The sequence below is a fragment of the Pontibacter sp. LHS1 genome (assembly GCF_058932855.1).
On sequence record NZ_JBZYWF010000002.1, the window covers coordinates 255,415 to 278,957 of the forward strand.

Genomic DNA, 23,543 nt, shown 5'->3' on the forward strand with positions numbered 1-23,543 from the left:
TTGCTCGTTAATTGATTTGATTAATGTTGATGCCCCTGAGGTGCTCTCGCAGGCGTTTCTGCAGTTGGGGCTCCGGCGTTCTGACCTCTCCTATACGTCTCCTCCGTCTCACCACAAGCCAGCATGGCCTCTCCGAAGTAAGGGTTGCGAATATCCTTGATTTCACTGAGCCAGAAAGCCCCCTGGTCACCCAAAGCCATCGGGCAGGATTGGATGTAGGCTACTTCGTGCTGCATGCCGAAAACTTTCACGGCTTCGATCACATGGTCGGAAAGCGGTGAAAAAGCAGCCCGCTGTTTTTCTAGATCACGGCTCTTTTGGATCGCCTCGGCATTTGACTTCAGTGTCGGCAACAGGGCCATCCACTGATCGTGCAGTTTGCCATCGAGCTCACCCATATTTACCTGTCCCAATGTCACGACGAAGGTACCTGCCGCCTGACGTGCTGCCGGCACATCGGATGCTACCAAGGCATTTTTAAGGGTATAGTACTGGTCAACGAGCTGGGTGAGCTGTTGCTGGAAAGCTTCTGGCGCCTTGGGTCCGCCCGCTGGCGGTGGCGACATCATGCTGTAATTGCCTCGCAATTGCGCCGCGCCGTCGACGGCAAACACACCATTCGTCACTACTTCCTCACCTGGCTGCAAACCGGATTCCACTACATACCTGTCCCCCATGCGTGGCCCCAGTGTCACCTCGCGCATCTCGAAAGCCGGCATCTCCTGCCCCTGTACTTTCACGTACACCACGGACCGCTTGCCAGTCCATAGCACTGCGCTACTCGGCACCGACAGCGACTGTTCTTTAGCACCTGTCGATGTCTTGATGCGGGCATCCGCGAACATGCCCGGCTTCAGCTGGTTGCCGGGGTTCTGTACCTCCGCCCGCACTTCAATCGCACGAGTCGTGGCATCCAGTACAGGGGTGATAAAGGCTACCTTGGCCGTAAATTCTTTGCCCGGTATTCCTGGCACCGTGAAGGTAATGTTACCACCTTGTCTAATCCATGACAGGTCAGCTTCGTATGCGTCCAGCACCACCCAAACAGACGACAGATTGGCCACTTCAAAAAGTGCAGAGCCTGTTGTAACGTAATCCCCGGCACTAACCAAACGCTTTGTCACCACACCGGCGGCGTCAGAGTAAATGTCGAAATTGGTAATCAGTTCAGATGTATTCTCAATGCGTTTGATCTGCGCATCAGTAAGCTTCCAGAGCTTGAGTTTGGACCGGGCAGCTTCGTACAGTTCCGGCATCAGGTCTTTGGCACGGGCGGCTTCCTGCAATTCGCGCTGGGCAGTGATCAACTCAGGAGAATAAAGCGAAGCAAGTCGCTCGCCCCGGCGCACTTCCTGCCCGGTGAAGTTCACGTATAGTCGCTCGATTCTTCCCGGAAACTTGGCCGTAATGGAAGACACTTGCTGCTCATTCAAAGTCACGCGGCCTGAAAGAACCAGTTCGTTTTCCGGGTCCACCATCTCCAGCCTGGTTGTCTGAATGTTGGAAAGTGCGATGGCTTCAGGCGTCATTTCCAGCACATAACGGCTGGTTTTGCTACTGCCTCCACCGCCATTGCTCACCGGAATCAGGTCCATGCCGCAAAGCGGACATTTCCCCGGCCCGTCCTGCCTGATCTGTGGGTGCATGGAGCAAGTATACTCGGTAGTACCCGCTACTTCACCGGCATGGTCATGCGCCTGTTCTGAACCACGGCCGCCAAACAGCAGCCAGCCCAGCAGCAATCCACCTAAGGCCACGAGTAGGTAGGTTCCGATTCTTTTATTTCTAGTTGTCATCTTTTTGAGTTCTGAATTCTTAGTCTCGAGTTCTGAGTTGTTACAAGCGTGAAGGAACTAAGTCTTATACCTTAAGTCCTGTGTCTTGAATCCTTAATTATCTCCCTGCATCATCCGATTAATAGCTGACACGGCGATGTTTTGATCCGTGACTGCCTGCAGTTGCTGTTGCCGGTAGCTGAGCAAAGACTGGCGCTGGCGGATGATATCTTCTATACCTGCGCCTGTCACGGAGTAGTTTGTGGTGAGCAGTCGGATGGTCTGTTCCGTGAGCGTTACCTGATCTTTGAGCAGGTTGATCCGGCTCACCGAACTCTGGTATTGATAGAGCAGATTCTCCAGCTCTGTGAACAGCTCCCGCTCCGTTGCTTCCTTTTGATACATGGCCGCTTGTTGGGAGAACTCCGCTTCCTTCTTGGCTGCATTGTATTTTTTACGGTAGATCGGCAGCGTCAGGGTCACCATCGGCATTACCATGTTCTCACCGCCCATGTTCATCTGGGTCATATCGTCCATGCGCGGTTTAAAGATCATGTAGTTTAGCCCCACCCCAAACATCGGTCTGCCCATCAACTGCGCCATCCGTAACTGTGACTCCCGGGCCTTTTCGTCCCACTCGTACATCTTCAGCATCGGGTGATTCGTCCTTATAGAGTCTTCTATTAGCGACAAAGTGGCCGGCAGCGCAGCAGGCAAAAGTGTATCGGCAGAAATGACCGTCATACTGGGCCGGCGGCGCAGCAACTGGTTAAACTGTACCTGCAACGGTCGGCGTGCCTCGTGGTGAATCAGGATCTGGTTTTCGAGTTCTTTCACTTGCAGTCGTATTAGCATGACATCGACCATAGAAGAGCCGCCGGAGCTGCCCATGCTCGACATGCTATTACCACCGCCTGAAGCCATACTGCCACCGCTGGCAGAACCAGAAGCCGCCCCACCGGAGCCGCCCATACCTGCCATACCTGAGCCTCCGCTACCGGCAGCGCCAGAAGTACCCGTCGAGCCGCCTGTTGTACCACGAGCTGGCGTGGCGGCACCAGAAGTGCCGCCTGCCGGGGCTGACTTATACTTGGCCAGCGCCAGCCGCTCCAGCGTCTTCATGATCTCCAGTTCCTTCTCCATCAGCACCGATTCCTGATCGTTCAGGTATAGCTGGTACCAAACCGTGCGCACCTCGTGGTACAGGTTGATCTTCGCTTCGATAAAAGAAGCAAACTTCATCTGCGCCATGGAATTCGCCTCGTCGCGGGCCGCCTTTTGGGAGCCGAACCAGGGGAACATCTGCATCACCGAGATATCGCCTACCTGATTGCCCATGAAGCGCTCCATCGGCCGCAGGAAAAAGTTAAAGGAAGCCTCCGGATCCGGCAGCGCCCCCACCTGTGGGGCACGCTGCAGCGCCGCCTGGTACTCGGCATATCGTGCTTTCAGCGTCGGGCTGTTCTCCCCTGCCTCCACCAGATACTCTTCCAGCGATTGTGCCTGTACCAAGGGCATCGCCCCCAGCAACAGAATGATTAAGGCCAGTATCTTTTTCATAGAGTTTCTTTTTTGATTTTGAGTTCTTCGCGCCAGCTATACAGTACCGGCACGATCAGCAAAGTGATCAGGGCTACGAACATACCCCCAAAAGAAGGGATCGCCATCGGGATCATGATATCGGAGCCGCGCCCGGAAGACGTGAGCACCGGCAAAAGTGCCAGCAAGGTGGTAGCAGTGGTCATCAGGCAAGGGCGCACGCGGCGTATACCTGCCTCCATCACCGCATCACGTACTTCGGCTCTCGTTTGCGGCGTGTTGCGTTCGAAGCTTTGTTTTAGGTAGGTGCCCATCACCACACCGTCGTCCGTTGCGATGCCGAAGAGCGCGATAAAGCCTACCCATACGGCCACACTCAGGTTGAAAGTGCGCATCTGGAACAGCTCCCGTATGTTGGTATCGCCAAAGGAGAAGTTCATGAACCAGCCCTGGCTATAAAGCCACAGCATCATAAAGCCGCCAGCAAAAGCCATCGCAATCGAAGTGAAAATAAAGAGCGACGTACTCACCGACCTGAACTGGAAATACAGGATCAGGAAGATGATCAGCAAACTGAGCGGCACGATAAAGGCTAACCTTTCTTCAGCTCGTATCTGATTTTCGTAGTTACCGGAGAACTTGTAGCTCACACCTGCGGGCACCACCAGTTCACCGGAAGCGATCTTTTCCTGCAGGTAGCGTTGGGCATCCTCCACCACCGTTACTTCGGCAAAGCCTTCCCGTTTGTCTAGCAGCACGTAGCCCGTCAGGAAGGAATCTTCGCCACGGATCATCATTGGCCCTGGACGGAATTCAACTTTGGCAATCGCGGTCAACGGAATCTGCGCTCCGTTCGAGGTAGTGATCATGATGCGATTAACCGACTCCGGATCACTGCGGTACTCGCGGGCGTAGCGTGCCCGGATGGAGTAACGCTCGCGCCCCTCCACGGTTGTGGTCAGGGCCATACCGCCCATCGCCACTTCAATGTACTCCTGCACGTCGGCCACATTCAGTCCATAGCGGCCCATGGCACGGCGGTCCAGATCGATTTCCATGTAAGGCTTGCCCAGTGAACGGTCCGCGTAAACAGCTTCCGGTTTTACAGATGGCACCTCTTTTAACAAGCGCTCCATTTGCATGCTGAAGTCTTCAATGGTTTGCAGATCAGGTCCGTATACCTTCACCCCCATCGGGGCGCGCATACCGGTCTGGAGCATCACGAGTCGCGTTTCGATCGGTTGCAGTTTCGGAGCGGATGTCACGCCCGGCAATTCAGCTACTTCCACAATCTCGTTCCAGATATCGTCCGGCGTACGAATATGGTCGCGCCACTGGCGGAAGTACTCGCCCCGCTTATCTTCAATCAGATTGCCTTTCGCATCGCGTGCAAAATTGCCGTCGTCATCTACCTTGTAGCGGACTTTACGGCCGTTTTCATCCGTGATGTATTCTGATTTGTACTGGATCACGTTCTCGTACATCGACATCGGGGCCGGGTCCAAAGCTGTTTCGGCACGACCCGCTTTGCCTACGACCATCTCCACTTCAGGTATAGCCGTGATGAGCATGTCGAGTTGCTGCACGTAGCGCTTGTTCGCCTCAACACCGGTGTGGGGCATGGAAGTCGGCATCAGCAGGAAAGCTCCTTCGTCGAGTGATGGCATAAACTCCTTGCCCATGCCCGGGAAGGTATGCACCAGTCCGCTCCAGGGAGCAGAAGTGCGTACATTCATACCCACTTTATCGAAGCCCGTCGCCACCCAGCCGAACACGCCATTAAAGCCGATCCAGATGTTGAGTCCCAGCAGCATGACAAAAGCCGGGATCAATAGAAATGTCCCTTTGTTGGCCAGACACCAGCCCAGCACCCGCGGGTATACTCGTATGAAAAAGGAAAACAGTCCTAGCACCAATCCGATGATCAGCAGGATAAAGATGAAGTTGACAAAGTAACTTACCGACACCCCCAGCGGCACCCACTCAGTAGCCAGCAGCCACGCAACCGCCAGCACCGCTATACCTACCATAATCAGAGTGTGATGGCGCCCGAAGCGCTCCGGTTGGTAGTAATTGAGCAGGTTATTGGCCGCGATCAATAATAGTGTTATACCTGCCAGGGGCACGATGAAGAAAGCGATCAAACCCAATACCACCAATCCCCAGTTCAGGATCTTGCTCCACGCCACGTTGCGCGACTTCAGCCCGAAAATAGTATGTGCAAAAGCCGGCATGATCAGGATCGTAAAGATCAGCGACGCCACCAGCGCAAAGGTCTTGGTATAGGCCAACGGACCAAACAACTTGCCCTCGGCGGCCTCCAGCGTGAACACCGGCAGGAAGGAAATAATGGTCGTAGAAACAGCTGTCAGAATTGCCGTAGATACCTCTGCAGTGGCATTGTATACCGTTTTTATCAGCGATTGTCCCGGCGGGGCTTCGTCCATGTGCCGCAGGATATTCTCATTAAGGATAATTCCCAGATCGACCATGGTACCGATGGCAATGGCTATACCTGAAAGTGCCACGATGTTGGCGTCCACCCCAAAGTATTTCATCAAAATAAAGGTCATCAGTACCGCCAGCGGCAGCAGCGCCGAGATCAGCAGCGAAGCCCGCAGGTTGTAGACCATCACGATGATTACGATAATGGTGATTAGAATTTGCAGAATGATGGCGGTGTTGAGCGTGCCAAGGGTTTCGTTGATGAGCTGCGTGCGGTCATAGAAAGGCACCACCGTCACTTTAGAGGTGCGCCCATCAGCCAGTTTTTTGGACGGCAGACCAGCGGCAATATCGTCCAGTTTGGCCTTTACATTGTTGATCACCGCCAGCGGATTATCGCCATACCTTGCAATGACCACACCGCCCACGGCTTCAGCACCGCTCTTGTCGAGCACGCCCAGCATGGAGCGGTCAGCCGGTCCAATGTTCACCCGCCCGATGTCGCGGATGCGGATCGGCACGTTGTTGGCCACCCGCACCGTCGCGTCTTCGATGTCGCTGATTTCCTTTACGTAGCCCAGTCCGCGCACCAGGTACTCTACCTGGTTAATCTCAACGGTGCTGGCGCCCACTTCCTGGTTGCTGTTTCGGAGTGCGTTCATCACCTCCATCATGGAGACGTTGTTGGCCTTCATCGCCACCGGGTCGAGGTCTACCTGGTACTCTTTGATATACCCGCCCACAGAGGCAACTTCAGCCACACCCTGCGCTCCGGCCAGGGCGTACTTCACGTAAAAATCCTGGATGCTGCGGAGTTCGTGTAGGTCCCAGCCACCGGCGGGATTGCCTTCTTCGTCGCGGCCTTCCAGGGTATACCAGTATACCTGACCCAGCGCCGTTGCGTCAGGGCCGAGCTTTGGTGTCGTCTCAGCCGGCAACAGGTCGGCGGGAAGGGAATTGAGTTTTTCGAGGATGCGGGAGCGGCTCCAGTAGTACTCCACGTCATCCTCAAAAATGACATAGATACTCGAGAAACCGAACATGGACGTGGAGCGGATCGTCTTCACGCCAGGCATACCTAGCAGGGAAGTCGTGAGCGGATAGGTGATCTGGTCCTCCACATCCTGCGGAGAGCGGCCCATCCACTCGGTGAATATGATTTGCTGGTTTTCGCCAATATCAGGTATGGCGTCCACCGGAACCGGGTCGCGGGGCAGGAAGTTCACGTTCCAGTTGAACGGTGCCACCATAATGCCCCAGGCCACGATAAGGAGCAGCAGCAGGGTGGTCACCAGCTTCTGTTCCAGAAAGAATTTAATGATGCTGTTTAACATGCTTTGTTCGATTGAATGCAAAAAGGAATGGCGCTTTCCAAAAGGGAAAGCCAATAGCTATACCTGACCAAAATGGCCGGGCATCATCGAAAAAGCAGGTTTATAGTAGGAAGGATTGCACGAGCACAGGGATGTCCTGCGCGAGCAAAGGCGGGGAATAATCCGGCACATGGGTATAGGCCGGTTCGTAAAGTTCAAAAAGAGCAGACCATGCCGCTGTGAAAGCAGCGATGAAGGTCATATCCGGAACGGATAGCTTAAAAGTAGGACTAAGCGTTTGCTCGTCCTCTACTTCCAACACAATCGTCTGGTCCTGGCAGCAATCATCGTCCATGGCCGGCTTGTGGCAATCCGGCAGACTCTCGCGCTGTTTCTCCATTTCGCAGGCGGCACTGTGTGAGAAGAAAGCTGTTGCCATCACCTCACCCGCGCACAAATGCTGCGTGATCGTCATCCCCAGCGAGGAGAAAACAACCAGCAAAGCCAGTGTCAGGGTCAATATGGTGCGAATCAGCTTCAATGTCAGTGCGTTTCTTCAAACGAAGATACAGTTTCTTTTGCAAAGGTAGGCAGCAAAAGCCAGTGCTGCTTATAGATTTTGTATTAAAACTTACAAAAAACGACAGAAAGCCGAAGATTTTCGCCTAAACGTAACTTCCAGCAGACATGATTCAGTTCTGGCACAACTAAATATTCACACAACCGCGTATAGCATTATAGTAAGATACACAAACAGGAAGAAGATAATGAATAATACAGAACAGGGAGACCAGGGGCGTGTGCGGGAAAGCTCTTTTGATGAAACCAACGAACGGGTTGATCATCATATACGTCAAAGTATAGCACGCTACAAAGGCCGCAGTCACGAGGAGATCTCAGAGCGCATACGCGAGCTCGACCAGGAATGGAGCATCGAACGTACTCTGGAGGTCAACGCTTCCACGCTGGCGCTGTCCGGCACGCTGCTAGGAGCTTTTGTAAACAAGCGCTGGTTCATCCTGCCGGGTATTGTCACCACTTTCCTGCTGCAGCATGGTATACAGGGCTGGTGCCCTCCCCTGCCTATCATGCGGGCACTGGGCATTCGAAGCCGCCGGGAAATTGACGAAGAGCGCTATGCCCTGAAAGCTCTTCGGGGTGATTTTGACAACATCTCTCCTAAAAGCTCCCCCTCAAAAATACTGGATACTGTACGGGACACCTGAGCGGTATATTTGATAAAAAGTGATATTTATCATCTTCTGGCAGGTCAAAAACGTGGATATTTGTTCTTTTCCATGTTATGCATCAAAAACCTGTTTCTATACCTGTCGTACTCTGGCTCATCAGCGGCATTGTGCTCGTGATGGCCATGGTGGTCATCGGTGGCATCACCCGCCTCACCGGCTCCGGCCTTTCCATTACTGAGTGGAACCTGATCTCAGGTACGCTGCCTCCGCTCTCTGAAAGTGAGTGGCTCGTCATGTTTGAGAAGTATAAGCAGTTTCCGGAGTACCAGAAACTGAACTTCGGCATGACGCTCTCGGGCTTCAAGCAGATCTTTATGTGGGAGTACCTGCACCGCCTACTGGGTCGCTTTATCAGCATCGTCTTCATTGTACCCTTCCTGTATTTCCTGTACCGCAAAATGCTGGCGCCCTGGCTGGTGAAGCGCCTCGTTTTCATCCTGCTGCTCGGTATGGCCCAGGGCGTGATGGGCTGGGTGATGGTCATGAGCGGACTGAGCGAAATGCCACACGTAAGCCATTACCGACTGGCCGCGCACCTGATACTGGCCCTGCTGCTGATCGGTGTCATTCTCTGGACCATTGCTGACCTGGTAAAGCCAGTCAAACAAAAGTCTACTGCACTTCGGCCCTACAGTCCCCTATCATGGCTGTTGGTATTCGCTATACTGATCCAGATTGTGCTGGGCGCCTTTGTCGCAGGACTTAAATCTGGTTTTTCCTACAATACCTGGCCCCTGATGCAGGGCGAGTTCTTTCCGAGCTACCTAAACGCGCTTACCATTGCTGAGTATTTTGATAATGGTGTAGCCGTGCAGTTCATGCACCGCTGGTTTGCATTTGTGGTATTCATCGGAGTCGTGATATTTTCGCTGAATATCAGAAAACATGCTTTACCAGGTGCCCTCAGGACAGCCATGAGCATCCTGCTTCTTGTCACACTTCTGCAGGTGGGTTTAGGTATAGCTACCCTGGTGCTGGCGGTTCCTATCAGTCTGGGTGTGCTGCACCAGGTAGTGGCGGCGATCCTGTTCATGGTGGCACTGTTTGTGGCACATCAGTTGCAGCACAAATCAGAAGCAGAGTCGTTTATGCCGGAAAGTAGAAAAGTGGCAGAAATTGATGGCGTACTGCGTAAACAGTAAGAGATGGACAACCTACTAATACTTGAGCCTATGCCGGATCAGGAAACTGTACTGCACGAGGAGTTTCAGCGTCTTATCGACCTTTCAGAACTCGACCTTGACTATGGCGATCTCAACGATAGCTTCAAGGACCTGGTGCGGCTGGCCGCCCATGTGGCCGGCACGGAGATATCGCTTGTCAACCTGCTCGACGCCTATACCCAGTGGACGGTGGCAGGTTATGGTTTTCCGACTGGCAATATGCCCCGAAAAGATTCTGTCTGCCAGTATGCCATCACACAGCCCGATCCTTTAGAGGTCAAAGACCTGATGCAGGACGAGCGGTTCATGAATCTGCGCAGTCTCAAAAGCGCCCCTGACCTTAAGTACTATTTCGGATTGCCTCTCCGGACAAAACGGGGTTACAATATTGGCACACTCTGCGTACTGGACCGGAATATAAAGGAGCTCTCCCCTGAGAAAATAGAACTGCTAAAGATCATTGCAGGCGAGATCGTGCACCGCCTGGTGGTGCACCAGGTCATACAGTCGATGCACCAGAAGCTGGAAGAAGCCGGACAGGTAAACCGCAGGGTGGCGCACGACATCAGAGGGCCTGTGGGCGGTATTGTGGGACTGGCAGATCTTATCCTGAAAAAGGGAGAAAAAAACAAGCTGCCGGAAGTTCTGAATTTCATGAGCCTGATCTACAAGAGTGGCCAGTCCATTCTTAAGTTGTCTGATGAGATCCTGACAACGAACGCCGAGGCACCTGCCCAAGAGACTTCCGGTCTGGGTGAAAGTGAGCTGAACCTGAACGCGCTGCGAGAGCGTCTGCTGGAGCTCTATCAGCCACAGGCTACTGACAAGGGAATCACTTTTGACGTAGAAATCGATGCGATGCAGGCTGACAGGCCTTTCCCGAAGAAAAGGCTGATGCAGATCATCGGGAATCTGATTTCCAATGCATTTAAGTTTACGCCACCGCTGGGAAGCGTGACGGTGCAGCTAAAGATAGAAGACCTTGAAAACACATCCCTGCTTCACATCCAGGTAAGTGACACAGGTATAGGCCTGACGGAAGAACAGGTAAGCGGTGTGATGCAGGGCAAATCCTCATCCACGACCGGCACCAAAGGTGAGCAGGGCTATGGATTGGGATTGCAACTGGTGAAGCACCTGCTCGATGGCCTGCATGGAAGCATGACAGTGGTTTCCTCACCCGGGGAAGGCACCGCCTTCGATGTTAAAATTCCGATTCCCCTGCCCCGGCAGCAGTAGCCATTTACCCTCTACCAAAAAGTAAGCCCGCCCTGCTGATTGGAGTTTGTCTGTCGAAAGGTATAAGCCAGGCCGATCTCGTTGGTGGCGCGGCTGATCGAACGGGCTTCCTGTATTGGGCTCTCATAGGCGTACGTGATGCGGAACTGGCGGTAGTGCAGACCGGCCCCCACATGGAACGCCTGGTCGTTACGGTAGCCTGCTCCTGCCCAGAGCATGTCGTTATACACTGCTTTCACCTGTCCCTCAACCGTGCCTTTCAGCTGCTCATCGTACTGGTACAGGCCATTTACAATCAGCCCGAAGCGATCTGCTATGGCAGTGCGGAAGCCAGCTTGGGCGATGTGTTTGCGGGTATAGACATCCTTCATAAAATTATCGCCACTATTCATGAAGTGGCCTGCGGTAATATCCTGCATGGCATAGCCCAGGTAGTAGTTGGCGGAGGCCAGCGCAAAGCCCAGGTTCAGGTCAAACTTGCTCATACTGTTCTGGTCGCCCAGCACATGCTGGTAGCGCGGGTCACCTGTGTTGTCCACCACCAGGCTGTTGCCGTCGAGCCGGAAATTATTGAAGGTGAGCGACGTGCCAAAGCGCAGACTTAGCGATTGCGAAAGCCGCACACCGGTACCATAGTTCAGCCCCAGCTGCGTCTCTCTTGTAGGTCCAAAGCGCTCCTGCAGTGCGATGAGGCCAAAGGCATGCCGGGCACCCATGTAATTGCTGCGTGAGTCGCGGTATTGGTAGTGACTGGTACGATCCGTGGTTTTGCTCATATCCGCCATGTCCAGCTCGCCTGAGAAGAAAAGCGTCTTGGGGGCATCCTCAAAGCCTGTCCACTGGTTGCGGTAATAGGTGCGGAGCATGGAGCCTTCGCTACCTGTAAGCGCAGGGTTGTAAAAATGCTGGTAGGCTGAAAAATTGCTGATGTACTTCCGGTTCTGCGCCTGCAGGCCTGTGATTGTGAGTAAAAATATAGCTGTTACTACTAATCTGTTCATGTAAACTTACTTAAGTACTGTTAATACACCCTTCTGCACCAGGTTGATATCCTTCACCTCGATGATATAGAAATAGGAACCCTCTTTCACCTGTCCGTCCTGGCTACGACCGTCCCAGCCCTGCTCCGGATTGGTGGTGTGGAACAGTCTCCTGCCTGCCCGATCGAACACCTGTATGCTGATCTCGTCGTAGAACTTGAGCTCCGGTACGGTCCAGGTATCGTTTATGCCGTCGTTGTCCGGCGAGAAAGCATTCACCAGCTTGATCGGATTGGCCGGCTGGTATACCTCCTTGTTCAGAGTGAAGGTTTGTTCAAGGCTATTACGGTACGGATCAGTAGTCCGCACCCGTATGCTGAAGTTGCGAATGCCCGACAGTCCTTCGTTTGACTTCAGGTATAGTTTATCATCTCTGAGCTCAAAGTAGCTGTTGTGCTCTGCGCCTTGTCCGTTCACCAGGGCATAGGTATGCGTTTCATCATCAGGGTCGGTCGTGCTGAATGTCAGCAGCACATCTTCCGGCTTAGCATTAGGCTGGAAGGAATTGTGGCTGATCGCGATGGCCGTTGGCGGTTGATTTGGCTCTACAGTCACTGTGATGCTGGCCTCGCGGTTGTCCTGATTGGTAGTGTTCGGCATGAGCACCAGTTCCCCGCTTAAGGTATAGGAGCCGGCTTCCATTCCATTGTAGCTGCCCTGCTGCCACTTCACTTCCAGGTCTTCTTCTTCGCCATTGGTATAGCGCACCTGTACCTGCGCAGGCAGTTGCAGGTCCTCAAATGCAGTTCGGAACGGGACGGAGATCGCTTCCAGGCTACCCACCATCACAATGTTCTTCGTCATTTTCACCACCTCAGCCACAGCATCCGCACCCCGGTTACCGGCGGCATCCACCTGGTAAAAAATAAGCGTGAGCGTACCATCGTGCAGACCACTCAGATCCAGGTTTTGAACATTGAAGGCGGTTGCCGTCGTATTGGCAGTGCCTGTCACATCCGTGCCGCCCTTGTCGCTGCTGATGGTATAGAAGTATGTGGCCCCCTGCTCTGCTCCTTTTACACTGAAAGAAATATTCTGCTGGTTGTTATGCTCGACTTTGTCTGTAGAGAAAGCCACGGCATAGCCAGCCGGTGGCGTACTGTCATACTCTATACCCAGGGTATTGGAAGCGGTGTTTGGGTTACCCGCCGCATCCTGCGCTTTGCCAGCCGTTACACGCACTGTTACCAAGCCATCGGCTGCTGGTTTGATCACGGCGCTGTAAGTCTGATCGCCTGTTTTGCTGAATGCACTGGCTGTACCATTCGCCACTGTGATGTCACCTACCGCAAAGCCCTCTACCACTTCACTGAAGCGGAAGTTGACAGTGAAAGGCTCGTTGGTGAGTGCGGGGGCATCTGTGCTAAGGGCTACAGTTGGTGGTGTGGCATCGTACTGGCGTTTAAGAACGTTTGATGCCGTATTGCCATTTCCGGCCTGGTCTTCCACCTTATCAGTGGCAAGTTGCAGACTTGTTTCCCCGTCTTTATCGGGTGTCAGCAGCAAGGTATAGGTCGTGTTATCCTGTTTCTGCAAACTGCTCAGTTTGCCGTTCGTTACGCTGAAGGAGTTTAAGGCAAGTCCCGTAATAGGCTCATTGAAAGTGATTGTAACAGGTATAGCCGCATTGGTGAGGTTGCCTGCTGTAGTGGACAATGTCACTGTTGGAGGTGCCACGTCATAGAGCCGCTTCAGTTCGGCTGAAGCTTCGTTGCCATTGCCGGCTTCGTCCGTTACTTTATTGGCTGCCAGACTGACCACGACTTCCCCGTCAGCTGCAGGACTGATCGTCGCGGTATAAACTGTGGCGCTCTCGGATTTCAGGTTGCCCGCCGAGCCGTTCCGCACATTGATGTCAGCTGCCACAAAGCCTGTTACCGCTTCATCAAATGTAAATTTAACAGTGAATGGAGCCTTCACAATTTGTGGGGCATCTGCGCTCAGCGTAACTTTCGGGCGCTTCAGGTCATAGGTAATCTCCAGCTTATTAGAAGCCGTGTTGCCATTCCCAGCCAGGTCAGTTGCTTTGTTGGCCGCCAAACTAAGAGCTGTCGTGCCCTGGCCATTGGCGGGTGGCGTAACAGTTGCAGTATACGTGGATTTATTTACTTCTTTCAGATCACCCACAGTACCACCTGTGACAGTGATATCGCCGGCAGCCAGTCCGTATACCTCCTCCGTAAACTTAAGCTGTACCTGAAAAGCCTCCCGCACGGGAGCTTTGGCTTCTGTGCTGATCACAATATCTGGCCGGGTCAGGTCGATGGTCACCGTAAAGGTATTGCTCGCCTTGCTTACATTGCCCGCAATATCAGTGGCGATGGCGGTGAAGCGATACACGCCGGCAGGCAGTGTTGTTCCCTCGTAATTGAAGGACCAATCGCCGCCTTCACTCGTTTTCACTTTGCCCAGCTCACCCCGCTCTGCTTCACGCACGGTCACCTCCACCCCACTCTGCGCCTTACCTGACAGACGAATAGTGTTGTCGGAGGTCACCCGGTCATTACTAACCGGACCGCGGTCTTCTGTGACTGCTGTAAATGTAGGTGGTGTTGGGGGTTCTGTAATGATGGTCCAGGTATGGGTCGCCGGTGTGGCGTCTCTCCGGCCGGCTGCATCCACGGCACGCACCGACAAGGTATAGCGCCCGTCGGCCAGGTTGTTTAAGGTATAGGGATTACTCACAGCTTCGTAGTCGCCGCCGTTCAGACTCACCTCAAAGAACACCGGGCTCTTGTTGCTGGCAAACTCAAAGGAGGCGGGCTTGCTGTTTGATATCTCGTTTGGTTTTTTGGTGATAGAGGTTTCAGGGTTATTGGAAGCCGTACTGGCCGGTTTCATGAGCGGGTTCAAAATTTTAAACCATTGATTCGCCATTTTCTGAAAGCCTGTTGTGTGTGGGTGCACCAGGTCGTGCATGTCGCCTTGGTCAGCCGTGTACCAGAATGAATACTTCAGCCCGGCCTCCCGCTCCATGTCCACGACAATCACACGGTCGCTGCGGGTGCGGATGCGGTTCTCAGCCATTGTTTTCAGGCGTTGGTTGAACCGGCTTGTCAGCTCGGAGGTGCCGGGCGAGTTGGCATCTTCAATACGGTTGATGATCAGGGCCAGCACAACCGTCACTTCCTTACCCGCCCGTGCCTCATAGGCATCTACTTCATCCAGTATGGATGCCATTTCCCCGATGGTCCGGTCATCATCAGAAAGGCCGGAAAAGCCACCGTTGGTACCCAGGTGCAGCAGGATGATGTCGGGGTTATACTTGTCCAGGTAGGTGCCTGTTCCGCGCGACACCTGCTCCCCCACCTGGTTGCGGTAGCTGCTTGTGCGCAGCAGGTCCAGGATGTCGTTGGTGCGGGCGGCGGAGAAACCTGCATTGTGGTCATTGGCTAAAAATTCGCTTCCGGAACGCTCACTCCCCACATAGGTAAAGCGGGCGTTTATGCCCATCAGCAGGTCATATAATTGCTTGCGGTAGGATATGCGCTGCGAATCAGGCCGTTCGTCACTTGACACGGTGCCGTGGGTGTTGGAGTCGCCGAGCGGCATGATGTTGAAATTCTTGGTCTGCGCATGCGTGGTGGCGCTGACCGGACTGCTCCAGGGAGAATCTCCCGAACTGGTGACGGCCTTCACGCGGTAGTAATAGGTTTCGCCGTAACCCAGACCCGTGTCGCGGTAGGTATAGATGGTTTTACCACTTGTTACAGGCACCGTGGCATGCTCCTGAAAGCCAGCTCCTGCAAACAGCGACCGCTCCACCACATATTGGCTTGCACCCGTCACGGCATTCCATCGGACAGTAATAGCCCCTACCAGGGAGGGCTGCGCTTTAACAGCAGCAGGGGCTGTGGCAAAAAATGCGTTCGGAGCAGCTGTACTTTTAAGTCCTGTAAGTGCTGCAGCTATCAGAAGTACTGTAAAAAGTATAAGTCTGGCCTGTTCTCTATAGCTGAACGAGTAGATTTTATCCATAGAAATTAAAAGAAACGTAATTGAGCACCTTGCAGAGCCGATGTTATGCAGGTTCAGAGGGCTAAACGAAAAACTTATTGACAGGTTGAGTAATTGGACCAGAATATATAGTGATACTAGCTGGCAAGAGGGTCAGTTGTCAGATATTTCCTGTGTAGAGCAACTCTCATAATGGGCATTTTGGACCAATATGCATTCAGAAATGAGCACTTCGAGCAATAAATTACCCTGACACAGCAAATTTGTTACATTAAGCGTTTAGCTGTGCCTCTCTCCTGCCTTTCTGCACCAGCATCCAGCCGATAGCCAGCATCACCAGCGATAGTCCCAGGAAACCAAAATTCCAGGCCGAGGGATTGGAGCTGATCTCACGCACATTGTGCAGCACCAGGATGTGGTGGTCGATAATGCCTTCCACGATATTGAACAAGCCAAAACCAAGCAACAGACTGCCACCGAAAACCCGGTTGGAAAGTACTGATTTACGTTCGTATACAACCCGCCAAAGCAAGTAGATGCCCAGCGCCGTTGTGAGCCAGGTAAAGGCATGGAATATCCCATCCCAGAACATGTTGGTTTCTTTATTCAGCAGCGTGTCAGGTGGTAGTTTAGCTGAGATCATCTGATGCCACTGCAGGATTTGGTGCAGTACGATACCGTCCACAAAGCCGCCCATGCCTATACCTATTAAAGTGGCTGCTGCGATCAAGGGACCCGTGCGCACAGGTTTCACTTCTTCGATGGGTATTTGTCTTTTCATAGCTTGTTATTTGAGTTTGTTCAGCCGGTACACCGCCACCCCGATGACCAGAAAAGGAAGCAGCATATAAAATAAGAGTTCAAGAAAGCTTTCGTCGAAGATAGCCGCCTGCAGGGGGCGGTTGCAGGTGGTGCAGGCAAGGGCTGTTAGACTGACCATTAACACCAACAGGAGTACCAACGCAAACCGGGGAAATAAATACGTGGTTTTCATCATCCGCTATACCTGTAGAGATTAGTGAGATAAACACTATACCTGATACACCCTGCAATAGTTTCTGGATTTTCTGCTTTGACTGACCCCGTACCTGGATTAACTACACCTGGCACGTCAGCATGTTAAAAAGCACAATAAAATTCAGCAACCGTACACTCCTCTATGTGACTTACATCACTGTAAAGCCCTTCACCCTACCTTACCTTTGTGTCATAAATTGGGGGAGTTTCTGAGAGTGCTTCCCTGGTATAATAAAATAGTAAAACCCAAAACCCATGAAAATAGAACAGTTCGAAGACAAAGGCTTAGCACATTACGCTTATGCCATACTGAGTGAAAAAACCGGTGAAATCGTGTTGGTAGACCCGGCTCGCAATCCGCAGCCCTACTACGATTATGCAGAGAAAAACAATGCGAAAATCGTGGGGGTGATCGAAACACACCCGCATGCCGACTTTGTGAGCTCTCACTTGGAAATACACGAGAAAACAGGCGCGACTATCTATGCCCACAGCATGGTGGGAGCCGACTATCCGCACAAAAACTTCGACGAAGGTGAAGTACTGGAGATCGGCGACGTGAGGTTGAAGTCGCTGCACACGCCGGGCCATTCGCCGGACAGTATCAGCATAGTGCTGGAGCACGAAGGCAAGGACAAGGCGGTGTTCACAGGCGATACACTGTTCATCGGTGACGTGGGTCGTCCTGACCTGCGCGAGAGTGCCGGCAACATCACGGCCAAGCGTGAAGAGCTGGCCCGCCAGATGTACCACAGCACCCGTGAAAAGCTGATGAAGCTGGATGATGATGTGCTGGTTTACCCTGCGCACGGAGCCGGAACGCTTTGCGGTAAAGGTTTGAGCGAGGCTAACAGCAGCACCATCGGCGCTGAGAAGATGAGCAACTACGCCCTGCAGGACATGAGCGAAGACCAGTTTGTGAAAGTGCTTACCGAAGACCAGCCGTTCATTCCAAAGTACTTCGGTTACGACGTGGGACTGAACAAACAAGGCGCTCCTGCTTATCAGCCAAGCCTGGACAAGGTGAAGCGGCTGGAGAAAAACTATAAGCCTGGAAAAGGTACTGTAATTGTAGACGGTCGCAGTGAGAAGGTCTTCAAAAAAGGTCACATCGAAGGCGCCATCAATATACAGAACGGCGGTAAGTTTGAAACCTGGCTAGGCAGTATTGTTGGTCCGGATGAGCGTTACTACCTGATTGCCGAAACAGAAGAAGAGCTGGATGAACTGATTCGCAAGGCCTCTAAAATTGGTTATGAATTGCTGATTGAAGGCGCTTTTGTACAGACCGAGGCAGCCGGGGAAGAATCCCCCGTGATGGACGTAACTGAGTTTAAGGAGAACCAGGAGCAGTATACCATCGTGGACATCCGCAACGCATCCGAAGTGAAAGGTGGCAAGTTCTTCGACAAGGCCATCAACATTCCGCTTCCAGAGCTGCGCGAGCGTGCCAAGGAGATACCATCTGACAAGCCAGTAGTCATACACTGTGCAGGTGGCTACCGTTCTGCGGCAGGCAGCAGCATTGTGGAGGCAGCGCTGCCAGAAACTAAAGTGCTTGACCTGAGCGAAGCCGTAAACGACTTCAAATAAGGGTCCTGTAAATTAAAGATTACCAGTGCGGGCACATGTAGTGCTTGCACTGGTTTTTTGCTTTATACTTGCTATACCTTAAAATTTATTCATTCCCTCACGATACGTATACTAAACAATGGAAATACCGCAGAAAGAAGACATAATCAAACAATTTCCACAGTTTGAGCAGTCGCTACTCGATGATATACTCGCACACAGCACCATCCGCGAAGTGGAGGATGGCGAGGACGTGATGCGCACCGGCCAGTATATTCGCTCTACGGTTTTACTTCTGAGTGGATTGCTCAAGGTATACCGCGAGGACGATGAAGGCAATGAGTTCCTGATGTACTACCTCGAACCTGGCAGTGCCTGCGCGATGTCCATGATGTGTACCGCCCGCGACGAGCAGAGCCAGATCATGGCCAAAGCTGTAACCGAAGCAGAAGTCATCCTGATTCCGTCGCACCTCTCCGAGCAGTGGCTGGCCAAGTACAAGAGCTGGCATAACTTCGTGATTGCCTCCTACCGCCAGCGTTTCGAGGAACTGCTGCAAACACTCGACAGCATTGCCTTCAAAGGCCTCGACGAACGCCTCCTGTTCTACCTCAAGCGCCACGTAAAAGTAAGCGGAAAAGAAATCCGCCTCTCCCATCAGCAGATCGCCATCGAACTCAACAGTTCCCGCGAAGTCATCTCCCGCCTCCTCAAAAAACTCGAGCAGACTGGGGCTATCACGCTCCACCGAAATTATATTGAAGTCCATGACCTGGAGGTGGTTTAGGATTTTTTTTATTGCCGGGATAGGTCAGGACCAATGCTGCTAACTCAAGGAATAATTAGATTAATTTGTCATCTCGAAAGGATGGAGAAATCTGGGTTATTTCAGGGCTTTCGCACAAATCCAGATTTCTCTCAGCTACGCTGGCTCTCTTCGACTCTCGTCTCAAGAGTGTTCGAAATGACAACAAAACTCTTACGTTGATGGCAATTGTTCACGACCAGTCCCCACTAAATCTGTAAATTGACCAAACTCTCAAATTCCTAAACTCCCAAACTTTAAAACTTCCTTCCCTTAAGTGATTCTAGTCACTGAAGTCCGTTTATAACCTCCCTACCTTTGTACCAGATTACAAAACAAAAGACATAATCAATGGAAATACTAGGTTACTTAGCGGCCCTCCTGATCGGGCTTTCTCTTGGGCTAATTGGAGGTGGGGGCTCTATTCTGACTGTGCCGGTACTGGTATACCTGATCGGGCTGAGCCCCGTTATCGCCACCGCTTACTCGCTATTTATTGTGGGGCTTACCAGCATGGTGGGCTCTTACAAATTCTATAAAAACGGACTGGTCAGCGTGAAGACGGCCGTGGTGTTCGGTCTGCCTTCTATTGTGGCGGTATACCTGACGCGCCGCTACCTGGTGCCTGCCATACCTGAAGAGATCTTCTCAATGGGCGACTTTATGGTCACCAAGGGTATCATGCTCATGTTGCTGTTTGCCGGCTTGATGGTGTTCGCCTCCATCAGTATGATCAGGAAAAAGAAAACCCCTGCTACAGCACCTGCTGACCCTGTGGATACAGTAGACGAGAACATAGACACGGAAATTGATGTGGAAGGCAACGGTTCGCCACACCCGCAACCAAAGTTCAACTACGGTGGCATTCTGGCCGAAGGTCTGGTAGTGGGCACACTGACTGGACTGGTAGGTGCTGGCGGTGGATTCCTGATCATACCGGCGCTGGTTCTCTTCAGTAAGCTCGACATGAAGATAGCGGTGGGTACCTCCCTGCTGATCATTGCAGCCAAGTCGCTTTTTGGTTTTATCGGTGACATCTTCAACTACGAAATCGACTGGATGTTCCTGGGCATCTTCTCGGCCATCTCCATTGCGGGTATCTTCATCGGTACCGCACTTTCCGCTAAGATCCATGCCGACAAACTCAAGACCGCTTTTGGTTGGTTCGTCCTGGTGATGGGGGTTTATATCATCGGCAAAGAGCTTTTCTTCTAAAAAAATCCCTTTCGTGACCAATGTCACTGTGTCACGCGGATTATATTCTGATATTTGTAAAGTCATTGGATACGTAGGTGACAGCATCAATAAGCAACAAAAGACCCAAAACTCTATACCCATGAAAGTAGAACAGATCTATACCGGTTGCCTCGCACAAGGCGCTTACTACATCGAGAGCAATGGCGAAGTAGCTATTGTGGACCCACTACGCGAAATCAAGCCATACCTGGAGAAGGCTGAAAAGGCCAATGCCAGGATCAAATATGTGCTGGAGACGCACTTCCACGCAGACTTCGTATCGGGTCACGTGGATCTGGCAAAAGCCAGTGGTGCTCAGATCGTTTTCGGTCCTTACGCACAGCCATCTTTTGAAGCGCACATTGCCACTGATGGCGAAGAACTGAAACTGGGCAATGTGACTATCAAGGTGCTGCACACACCTGGTCACACGATGGAGTCAACCACCTATCTGCTGCTCGACGAGAACGGCAAAGAACATGCGATCTTCTCTGGCGACACACTGTTCATCGGTGACGTAGGCCGTCCTGATCTGGCCGTAAAATCTGATTTAACAGAAGAGCAATTAGCTGAGCACCTGTTCGACTCGCTGCGCAATAAGATCATGACTTTGCCAGATGACGTGGTGGTATACCCTGCGCACGGTGCTGGATCGGCTTGTGGCAAAAACATGAGCAAGGAAACGACCGACCTGCTGGGCAACCAGAAAAAGAAAAACTATGCCTTGCGTGCCGACATGACGAAAGAAGAGTTCGTGAAAGAAGTAACCGACGGTTTGCTCCCTCCTCCGGGCTACTTCCCGATGAATGTGAAGATGAACAAGGAAGGCTACGCTAACATTGCCGATGTGCTGACACAAGGCCAGCAGGCGCTGTCGCCAGAGGCTTTTGAGGCGGCCGTGAACGAAACCGGTGCGCTGGTCCTCGACACACGCAAACCGGAAACTTTTGCCGCTGGTTTTATCCCGAACTCGATCAACATCGGCATCGACGGCAGCTTTGCCCCCTGGGTAGGCGCCCTGATCCCGGATGTACAACAGCCCATTCTGTTCATCTCCGACGAAGGCCGTGAAGAAGAAGTGGTGACAAGACTAGCCCGCGTTGGCTACGACAATACCTTGGGCTATCTGCAAGGCGGTATCGAGGCCTGGAAAGCAGCTGGCAAAGAGGTAGACACGATCAAGTCGATCTCTGCGGCTGAGTTTGCTGCTGATTATACCAAAGACAACAGTATTAAAGTAGTGGACGTGCGCAAGCCGGGCGAATACCAGGCTGAGCACGTAGAAACCGCCCAACTTGCGCCACTGGATTACCTGAACGACCACCTGGCTGAACTGCCTAAGGAGGCGGATATGTACATCCACTGCGCCGGTGGCTACCGCTCGATGATCGCAGCTTCTATTCTGAAGGCAAGAGGCTTCGACAGAGTGATCAATGTAGAGGGTGGCTACAAGGCGATTGCCGAAACAAGCATACCGAGGACGGCCTTTGTGTGCCCGTCCACATTAAAGTAAAATGGTTTAGTACAGTAAATATGGGAAACGGGGACTGCATGATGCAGTCCCCGTTTCCTTTTTAGATTAGCTGCGTGACCAAAGTCACTGAACATCGCTGCGTATACCTGTACCTTTGTATTGTAAATTGTATATCACTAACAACAAGACATAAAAGCCATGTTTAATATCTTCAAATCCGCTCCCAAGAACTACGAAAATCTGGACGGAAAAACATTCAAGACAAAATTCCAAAACGCTCCAAAAGCTGAGCTGCTGGACGTACGAACAGCCGGTGAATTCGCCTCGGGTACCATCAAAGGCGCTAAGAACCTGGACGTGACCACTGGTCAGTTTCAGAACGCGCTGGGCACGCTCGACAAAGACAAGGAATACTTTGTGTTCTGTCGTAGTGGCAACCGTAGTGGTTCTGCCTGCGAGCTTTTGAACGCCCAGGGCTTCAAGTGCTACAACCTCGCAGGAGGTATAGGCGCCTGGCCAAATAACTAAACGAAAACCAGCAGAAACGGAAGGGGCACGCGACCTCGCTCCTTCCCTGCTTATCTCTCTTGATCACCAAATATTAAATAGATTAAAAATATGTTAGAGCTTTTAAGACAACCCTGGCCATGGTATACCTCGGGTATCGTGATCGCTTTTATCATGGTGCTGCTTTTGTTCTTCGGCAAGTCGTTTGGTTTCTCTTCCAACCTGCGCACCATTTGCTCAGCCTGCGGTGCTGGTAAAACGGTTAAGTTTTTTGATTTTGATTGGCGTTCGCAAACCTGGAACCTGTTGTTCCTGGTAGGCGCTATAATAGGTGGCTTTATCTCAGCTGAGTTTCTCTCAAACGGGGAAGCCGTTCAGATATCACAGGCCACGATTCAGGACCTGCAGCAGTTGGGTATTTCATCGCCTGACGGTATGCAGCCAGAGGAGATCTTCGGACTTAGCGCAGCCTTCACCCTCAAAGGTTTCCTGATCCTGCTGCTAGGCGGATTCGCCATCGGATTCGGTGCCCGTTACGCCGGAGGTTGTACTTCAGGGCACGCCATCAGTGGTATTTCCAACCTGCAGCTACCTTCGCTGATTGCCGTGATCGGCTTCTTCATCGGCGGCATGATCACCACCTATGTACTGCTACCATTAATCTTTTAATGAGCAATGAATAATGATGAATGACTAAACATCTCTGATCATTCATCAATCATTCTTCACTAATTAATCATCGGTCATTAATCATTCTAAAAGTTGAAAAGTATAAAATTTATAATAGCCGGCATTTTGTTCGGTATTGTGATGAGTAAGTCGGAGGCGATATCGTGGTTCCGAATCCAGGAGATGTTCCGCTTCCAGGACTTCCACATGTATGGCATCATCGGTACGGCTGTCGTACTGGGTACTATTGCCACATTCGTAATTAAGAAGTTTAAACTGCGCGACTTTCAGGGCAACCCCATTGTGTTCACGCCGAAGGAAATGTCTGTTCCGCGCTACCTGATCGGGGGGACCATCTTCGGTCTGGGTTGGGCGCTAACAGGTGCTTGTCCGGGTCCGATGTTCGTGAATATTGGCTACAGCTACTGGGCCATACTGATCGCCATTTTTGGCGCATTGGCAGGTACTTACCTGTATGGTGCCATCAAAGATAGATTGCCGCATTAACTCCTGAAAGCCATTTGCCACAGGCAGTGGCTTTC

At 52.2% G+C, this 23,543-nt stretch carries 18 protein-coding genes; 10 read left to right on the forward strand and 8 right to left on the reverse strand.

Translation table 11 applies throughout. The annotated features are described in order from the left end of the window. Positions 1–20: 20 nt before the first annotated feature. The 4 genes from AC5FXQ_RS05465 to AC5FXQ_RS05480 all read right to left on the reverse strand — a co-directional run bounded on the left by AC5FXQ_RS05465 (position 21) and on the right by AC5FXQ_RS05480 (position 7,613). On the reverse strand, positions 21–1,796 hold the full coding sequence (locus tag AC5FXQ_RS05465; RefSeq protein ID WP_493601482.1) for an efflux RND transporter periplasmic adaptor subunit: 1,776 nt from the start codon (positions 1,794–1,796) through the stop codon (positions 21–23). 93 nt (positions 1,797–1,889) lie between these two features. Continuing rightward, the gene (locus AC5FXQ_RS05470; RefSeq protein ID WP_493601483.1) at positions 1,890–3,335 is read right to left on the reverse strand and encodes a TolC family protein; all 1,446 of its coding nucleotides are present in this window, start codon (positions 3,333–3,335) and stop codon (positions 1,890–1,892) included. Beyond that, complete coding sequence (locus AC5FXQ_RS05475) at positions 3,332–7,093, reverse strand: efflux RND transporter permease subunit (RefSeq protein WP_493601484.1); 3,762 nt, start codon at positions 7,091–7,093, stop codon at positions 3,332–3,334. The genes AC5FXQ_RS05470 and AC5FXQ_RS05475 overlap by 4 nt, the downstream gene beginning before the upstream one ends. 100 nt (positions 7,094–7,193) lie before the next feature. Further along, complete coding sequence (locus AC5FXQ_RS05480; RefSeq protein ID WP_493601485.1) at positions 7,194–7,613, reverse strand: HYC_CC_PP family protein; 420 nt, start codon at positions 7,611–7,613, stop codon at positions 7,194–7,196. Positions 7,614–7,839: 226 nt separating this feature from the next. Here AC5FXQ_RS05480 and AC5FXQ_RS05485 point away from each other — a divergent pair, with 226 nt between their 5' ends. From AC5FXQ_RS05485 to AC5FXQ_RS05495, 3 genes are all read left to right on the forward strand, one after another. Beyond that, positions 7,840–8,298 carry a hypothetical protein gene (locus AC5FXQ_RS05485; RefSeq protein ID WP_493601486.1) on the forward strand — a complete coding sequence of 153 codons (459 nt, stop codon included), beginning with the start codon at positions 7,840–7,842 and terminating at the stop codon, positions 8,296–8,298. A gap of 77 nt (positions 8,299–8,375) precedes the next feature. After that, positions 8,376–9,464: a COX15/CtaA family protein gene (locus AC5FXQ_RS05490; RefSeq protein WP_493601487.1), complete on the forward strand. Its 1,089-nt coding sequence runs from the start codon at positions 8,376–8,378 to the stop codon at positions 9,462–9,464. Between the two features lie 3 nt (positions 9,465–9,467). Continuing rightward, on the forward strand, positions 9,468–10,724 hold the full coding sequence (locus AC5FXQ_RS05495; protein ID WP_493601488.1) for a GAF domain-containing sensor histidine kinase: 1,257 nt from the start codon (positions 9,468–9,470) through the stop codon (positions 10,722–10,724). An 11-nt stretch (positions 10,725–10,735) separates the two neighbouring features. Here the strand turns inward: AC5FXQ_RS05495 and AC5FXQ_RS05500 are convergent, their stop codons facing one another. The 4 genes from AC5FXQ_RS05500 to AC5FXQ_RS05515 form a co-directional block, all read right to left on the reverse strand. Next, entirely contained in the window at positions 10,736–11,725 is a 990-nt protein-coding gene (locus tag AC5FXQ_RS05500; protein ID WP_493601489.1) for a PorP/SprF family type IX secretion system membrane protein, read from the reverse strand. A 6-nt stretch (positions 11,726–11,731) separates the two neighbouring features. Beyond that, a complete protein-coding gene (locus tag AC5FXQ_RS05505; RefSeq protein WP_493601490.1) occupies positions 11,732–15,742 on the reverse strand; it encodes an Ig-like domain-containing protein in 4,011 nt (1,336 codons plus the stop codon). Positions 15,743–15,992: 250 nt separating this feature from the next. Further along, the gene (locus AC5FXQ_RS05510) at positions 15,993–16,502 is read right to left on the reverse strand and encodes a DUF2243 domain-containing protein (RefSeq protein WP_493601491.1); all 510 of its coding nucleotides are present in this window, start codon (positions 16,500–16,502) and stop codon (positions 15,993–15,995) included. 6 nt (positions 16,503–16,508) lie between these two features. Next, complete coding sequence (locus AC5FXQ_RS05515; protein WP_493601492.1) at positions 16,509–16,718, reverse strand: hypothetical protein; 210 nt, start codon at positions 16,716–16,718, stop codon at positions 16,509–16,511. A 275-nt stretch (positions 16,719–16,993) separates the two neighbouring features. Here AC5FXQ_RS05515 and AC5FXQ_RS05520 point away from each other — a divergent pair, with 275 nt between their 5' ends. From AC5FXQ_RS05520 to AC5FXQ_RS05550, 7 genes are all read left to right on the forward strand, one after another. Further along, positions 16,994–18,331, forward strand: coding sequence for an MBL fold metallo-hydrolase (locus tag AC5FXQ_RS05520; protein WP_493601493.1), 1,338 nt, complete (start codon positions 16,994–16,996; stop codon positions 18,329–18,331). A 118-nt stretch (positions 18,332–18,449) separates the two neighbouring features. Next, positions 18,450–19,097, forward strand: coding sequence for a Crp/Fnr family transcriptional regulator (locus AC5FXQ_RS05525; RefSeq protein WP_493601494.1), 648 nt, complete (start codon positions 18,450–18,452; stop codon positions 19,095–19,097). A 369-nt stretch (positions 19,098–19,466) separates the two neighbouring features. Further along, complete coding sequence (locus tag AC5FXQ_RS05530) at positions 19,467–20,330, forward strand: sulfite exporter TauE/SafE family protein (protein ID WP_493601495.1); 864 nt, start codon at positions 19,467–19,469, stop codon at positions 20,328–20,330. Positions 20,331–20,451: 121 nt separating this feature from the next. Beyond that, positions 20,452–21,864: an MBL fold metallo-hydrolase gene (locus AC5FXQ_RS05535; RefSeq protein WP_493601496.1), complete on the forward strand. Its 1,413-nt coding sequence runs from the start codon at positions 20,452–20,454 to the stop codon at positions 21,862–21,864. 159 nt (positions 21,865–22,023) lie between these two features. After that, complete coding sequence (locus AC5FXQ_RS05540; RefSeq protein ID WP_493601497.1) at positions 22,024–22,353, forward strand: rhodanese-like domain-containing protein; 330 nt, start codon at positions 22,024–22,026, stop codon at positions 22,351–22,353. Between the two features lie 90 nt (positions 22,354–22,443). Next, a complete protein-coding gene (locus tag AC5FXQ_RS05545; protein WP_493601498.1) occupies positions 22,444–23,001 on the forward strand; it encodes a YeeE/YedE family protein in 558 nt (185 codons plus the stop codon). Between the two features lie 93 nt (positions 23,002–23,094). Next, the gene (locus tag AC5FXQ_RS05550; RefSeq protein WP_493601499.1) at positions 23,095–23,508 is read left to right on the forward strand and encodes a DUF6691 family protein; all 414 of its coding nucleotides are present in this window, start codon (positions 23,095–23,097) and stop codon (positions 23,506–23,508) included. Positions 23,509–23,543: the final 35 nt, after the last annotated feature.

What these genes read in the sequence shown, in the direction of transcription:
- AC5FXQ_RS05535 (WP_493601496.1), top strand. Translation starts at nt 20,452, where the DNA reads ATGAAAGTAGAACAGATCTATACCGGTTGCCTCGCACAAGGCGCTTAC.
- AC5FXQ_RS05515 (WP_493601492.1), bottom strand. Translation starts at nt 16,718, where the DNA reads ATGATGAAAACCACGTATTTATTTCCCCGGTTTGCGTTGGTACTCCTG.
- AC5FXQ_RS05485 (WP_493601486.1), top strand. Translation starts at nt 7,840, where the DNA reads ATGAATAATACAGAACAGGGAGACCAGGGGCGTGTGCGGGAAAGCTCT.
- AC5FXQ_RS05490 (WP_493601487.1), top strand. Translation starts at nt 8,376, where the DNA reads ATGCATCAAAAACCTGTTTCTATACCTGTCGTACTCTGGCTCATCAGC.
- AC5FXQ_RS05540 (WP_493601497.1), top strand. Translation starts at nt 22,024, where the DNA reads ATGTTTAATATCTTCAAATCCGCTCCCAAGAACTACGAAAATCTGGAC.
- AC5FXQ_RS05495 (WP_493601488.1), top strand. Translation starts at nt 9,468, where the DNA reads ATGGACAACCTACTAATACTTGAGCCTATGCCGGATCAGGAAACTGTA.
- AC5FXQ_RS05475 (WP_493601484.1), bottom strand. Translation starts at nt 7,093, where the DNA reads ATGTTAAACAGCATCATTAAATTCTTTCTGGAACAGAAGCTGGTGACC.
- AC5FXQ_RS05545 (WP_493601498.1), top strand. Translation starts at nt 22,444, where the DNA reads ATGTTAGAGCTTTTAAGACAACCCTGGCCATGGTATACCTCGGGTATC.
- AC5FXQ_RS05470 (WP_493601483.1), bottom strand. Translation starts at nt 3,335, where the DNA reads ATGAAAAAGATACTGGCCTTAATCATTCTGTTGCTGGGGGCGATGCCC.
- AC5FXQ_RS05505 (WP_493601490.1), bottom strand. Translation starts at nt 15,742, where the DNA reads ATGGATAAAATCTACTCGTTCAGCTATAGAGAACAGGCCAGACTTATA.
- AC5FXQ_RS05500 (WP_493601489.1), bottom strand. Translation starts at nt 11,725, where the DNA reads ATGAACAGATTAGTAGTAACAGCTATATTTTTACTCACAATCACAGGC.
- AC5FXQ_RS05465 (WP_493601482.1), bottom strand. Translation starts at nt 1,796, where the DNA reads ATGACAACTAGAAATAAAAGAATCGGAACCTACCTACTCGTGGCCTTA.
- AC5FXQ_RS05520 (WP_493601493.1), top strand. Translation starts at nt 16,994, where the DNA reads ATGAAAATAGAACAGTTCGAAGACAAAGGCTTAGCACATTACGCTTAT.
- AC5FXQ_RS05530 (WP_493601495.1), top strand. Translation starts at nt 19,467, where the DNA reads ATGGAAATACTAGGTTACTTAGCGGCCCTCCTGATCGGGCTTTCTCTT.
- AC5FXQ_RS05525 (WP_493601494.1), top strand. Translation starts at nt 18,450, where the DNA reads ATGGAAATACCGCAGAAAGAAGACATAATCAAACAATTTCCACAGTTT.
- AC5FXQ_RS05510 (WP_493601491.1), bottom strand. Translation starts at nt 16,502, where the DNA reads ATGAAAAGACAAATACCCATCGAAGAAGTGAAACCTGTGCGCACGGGT.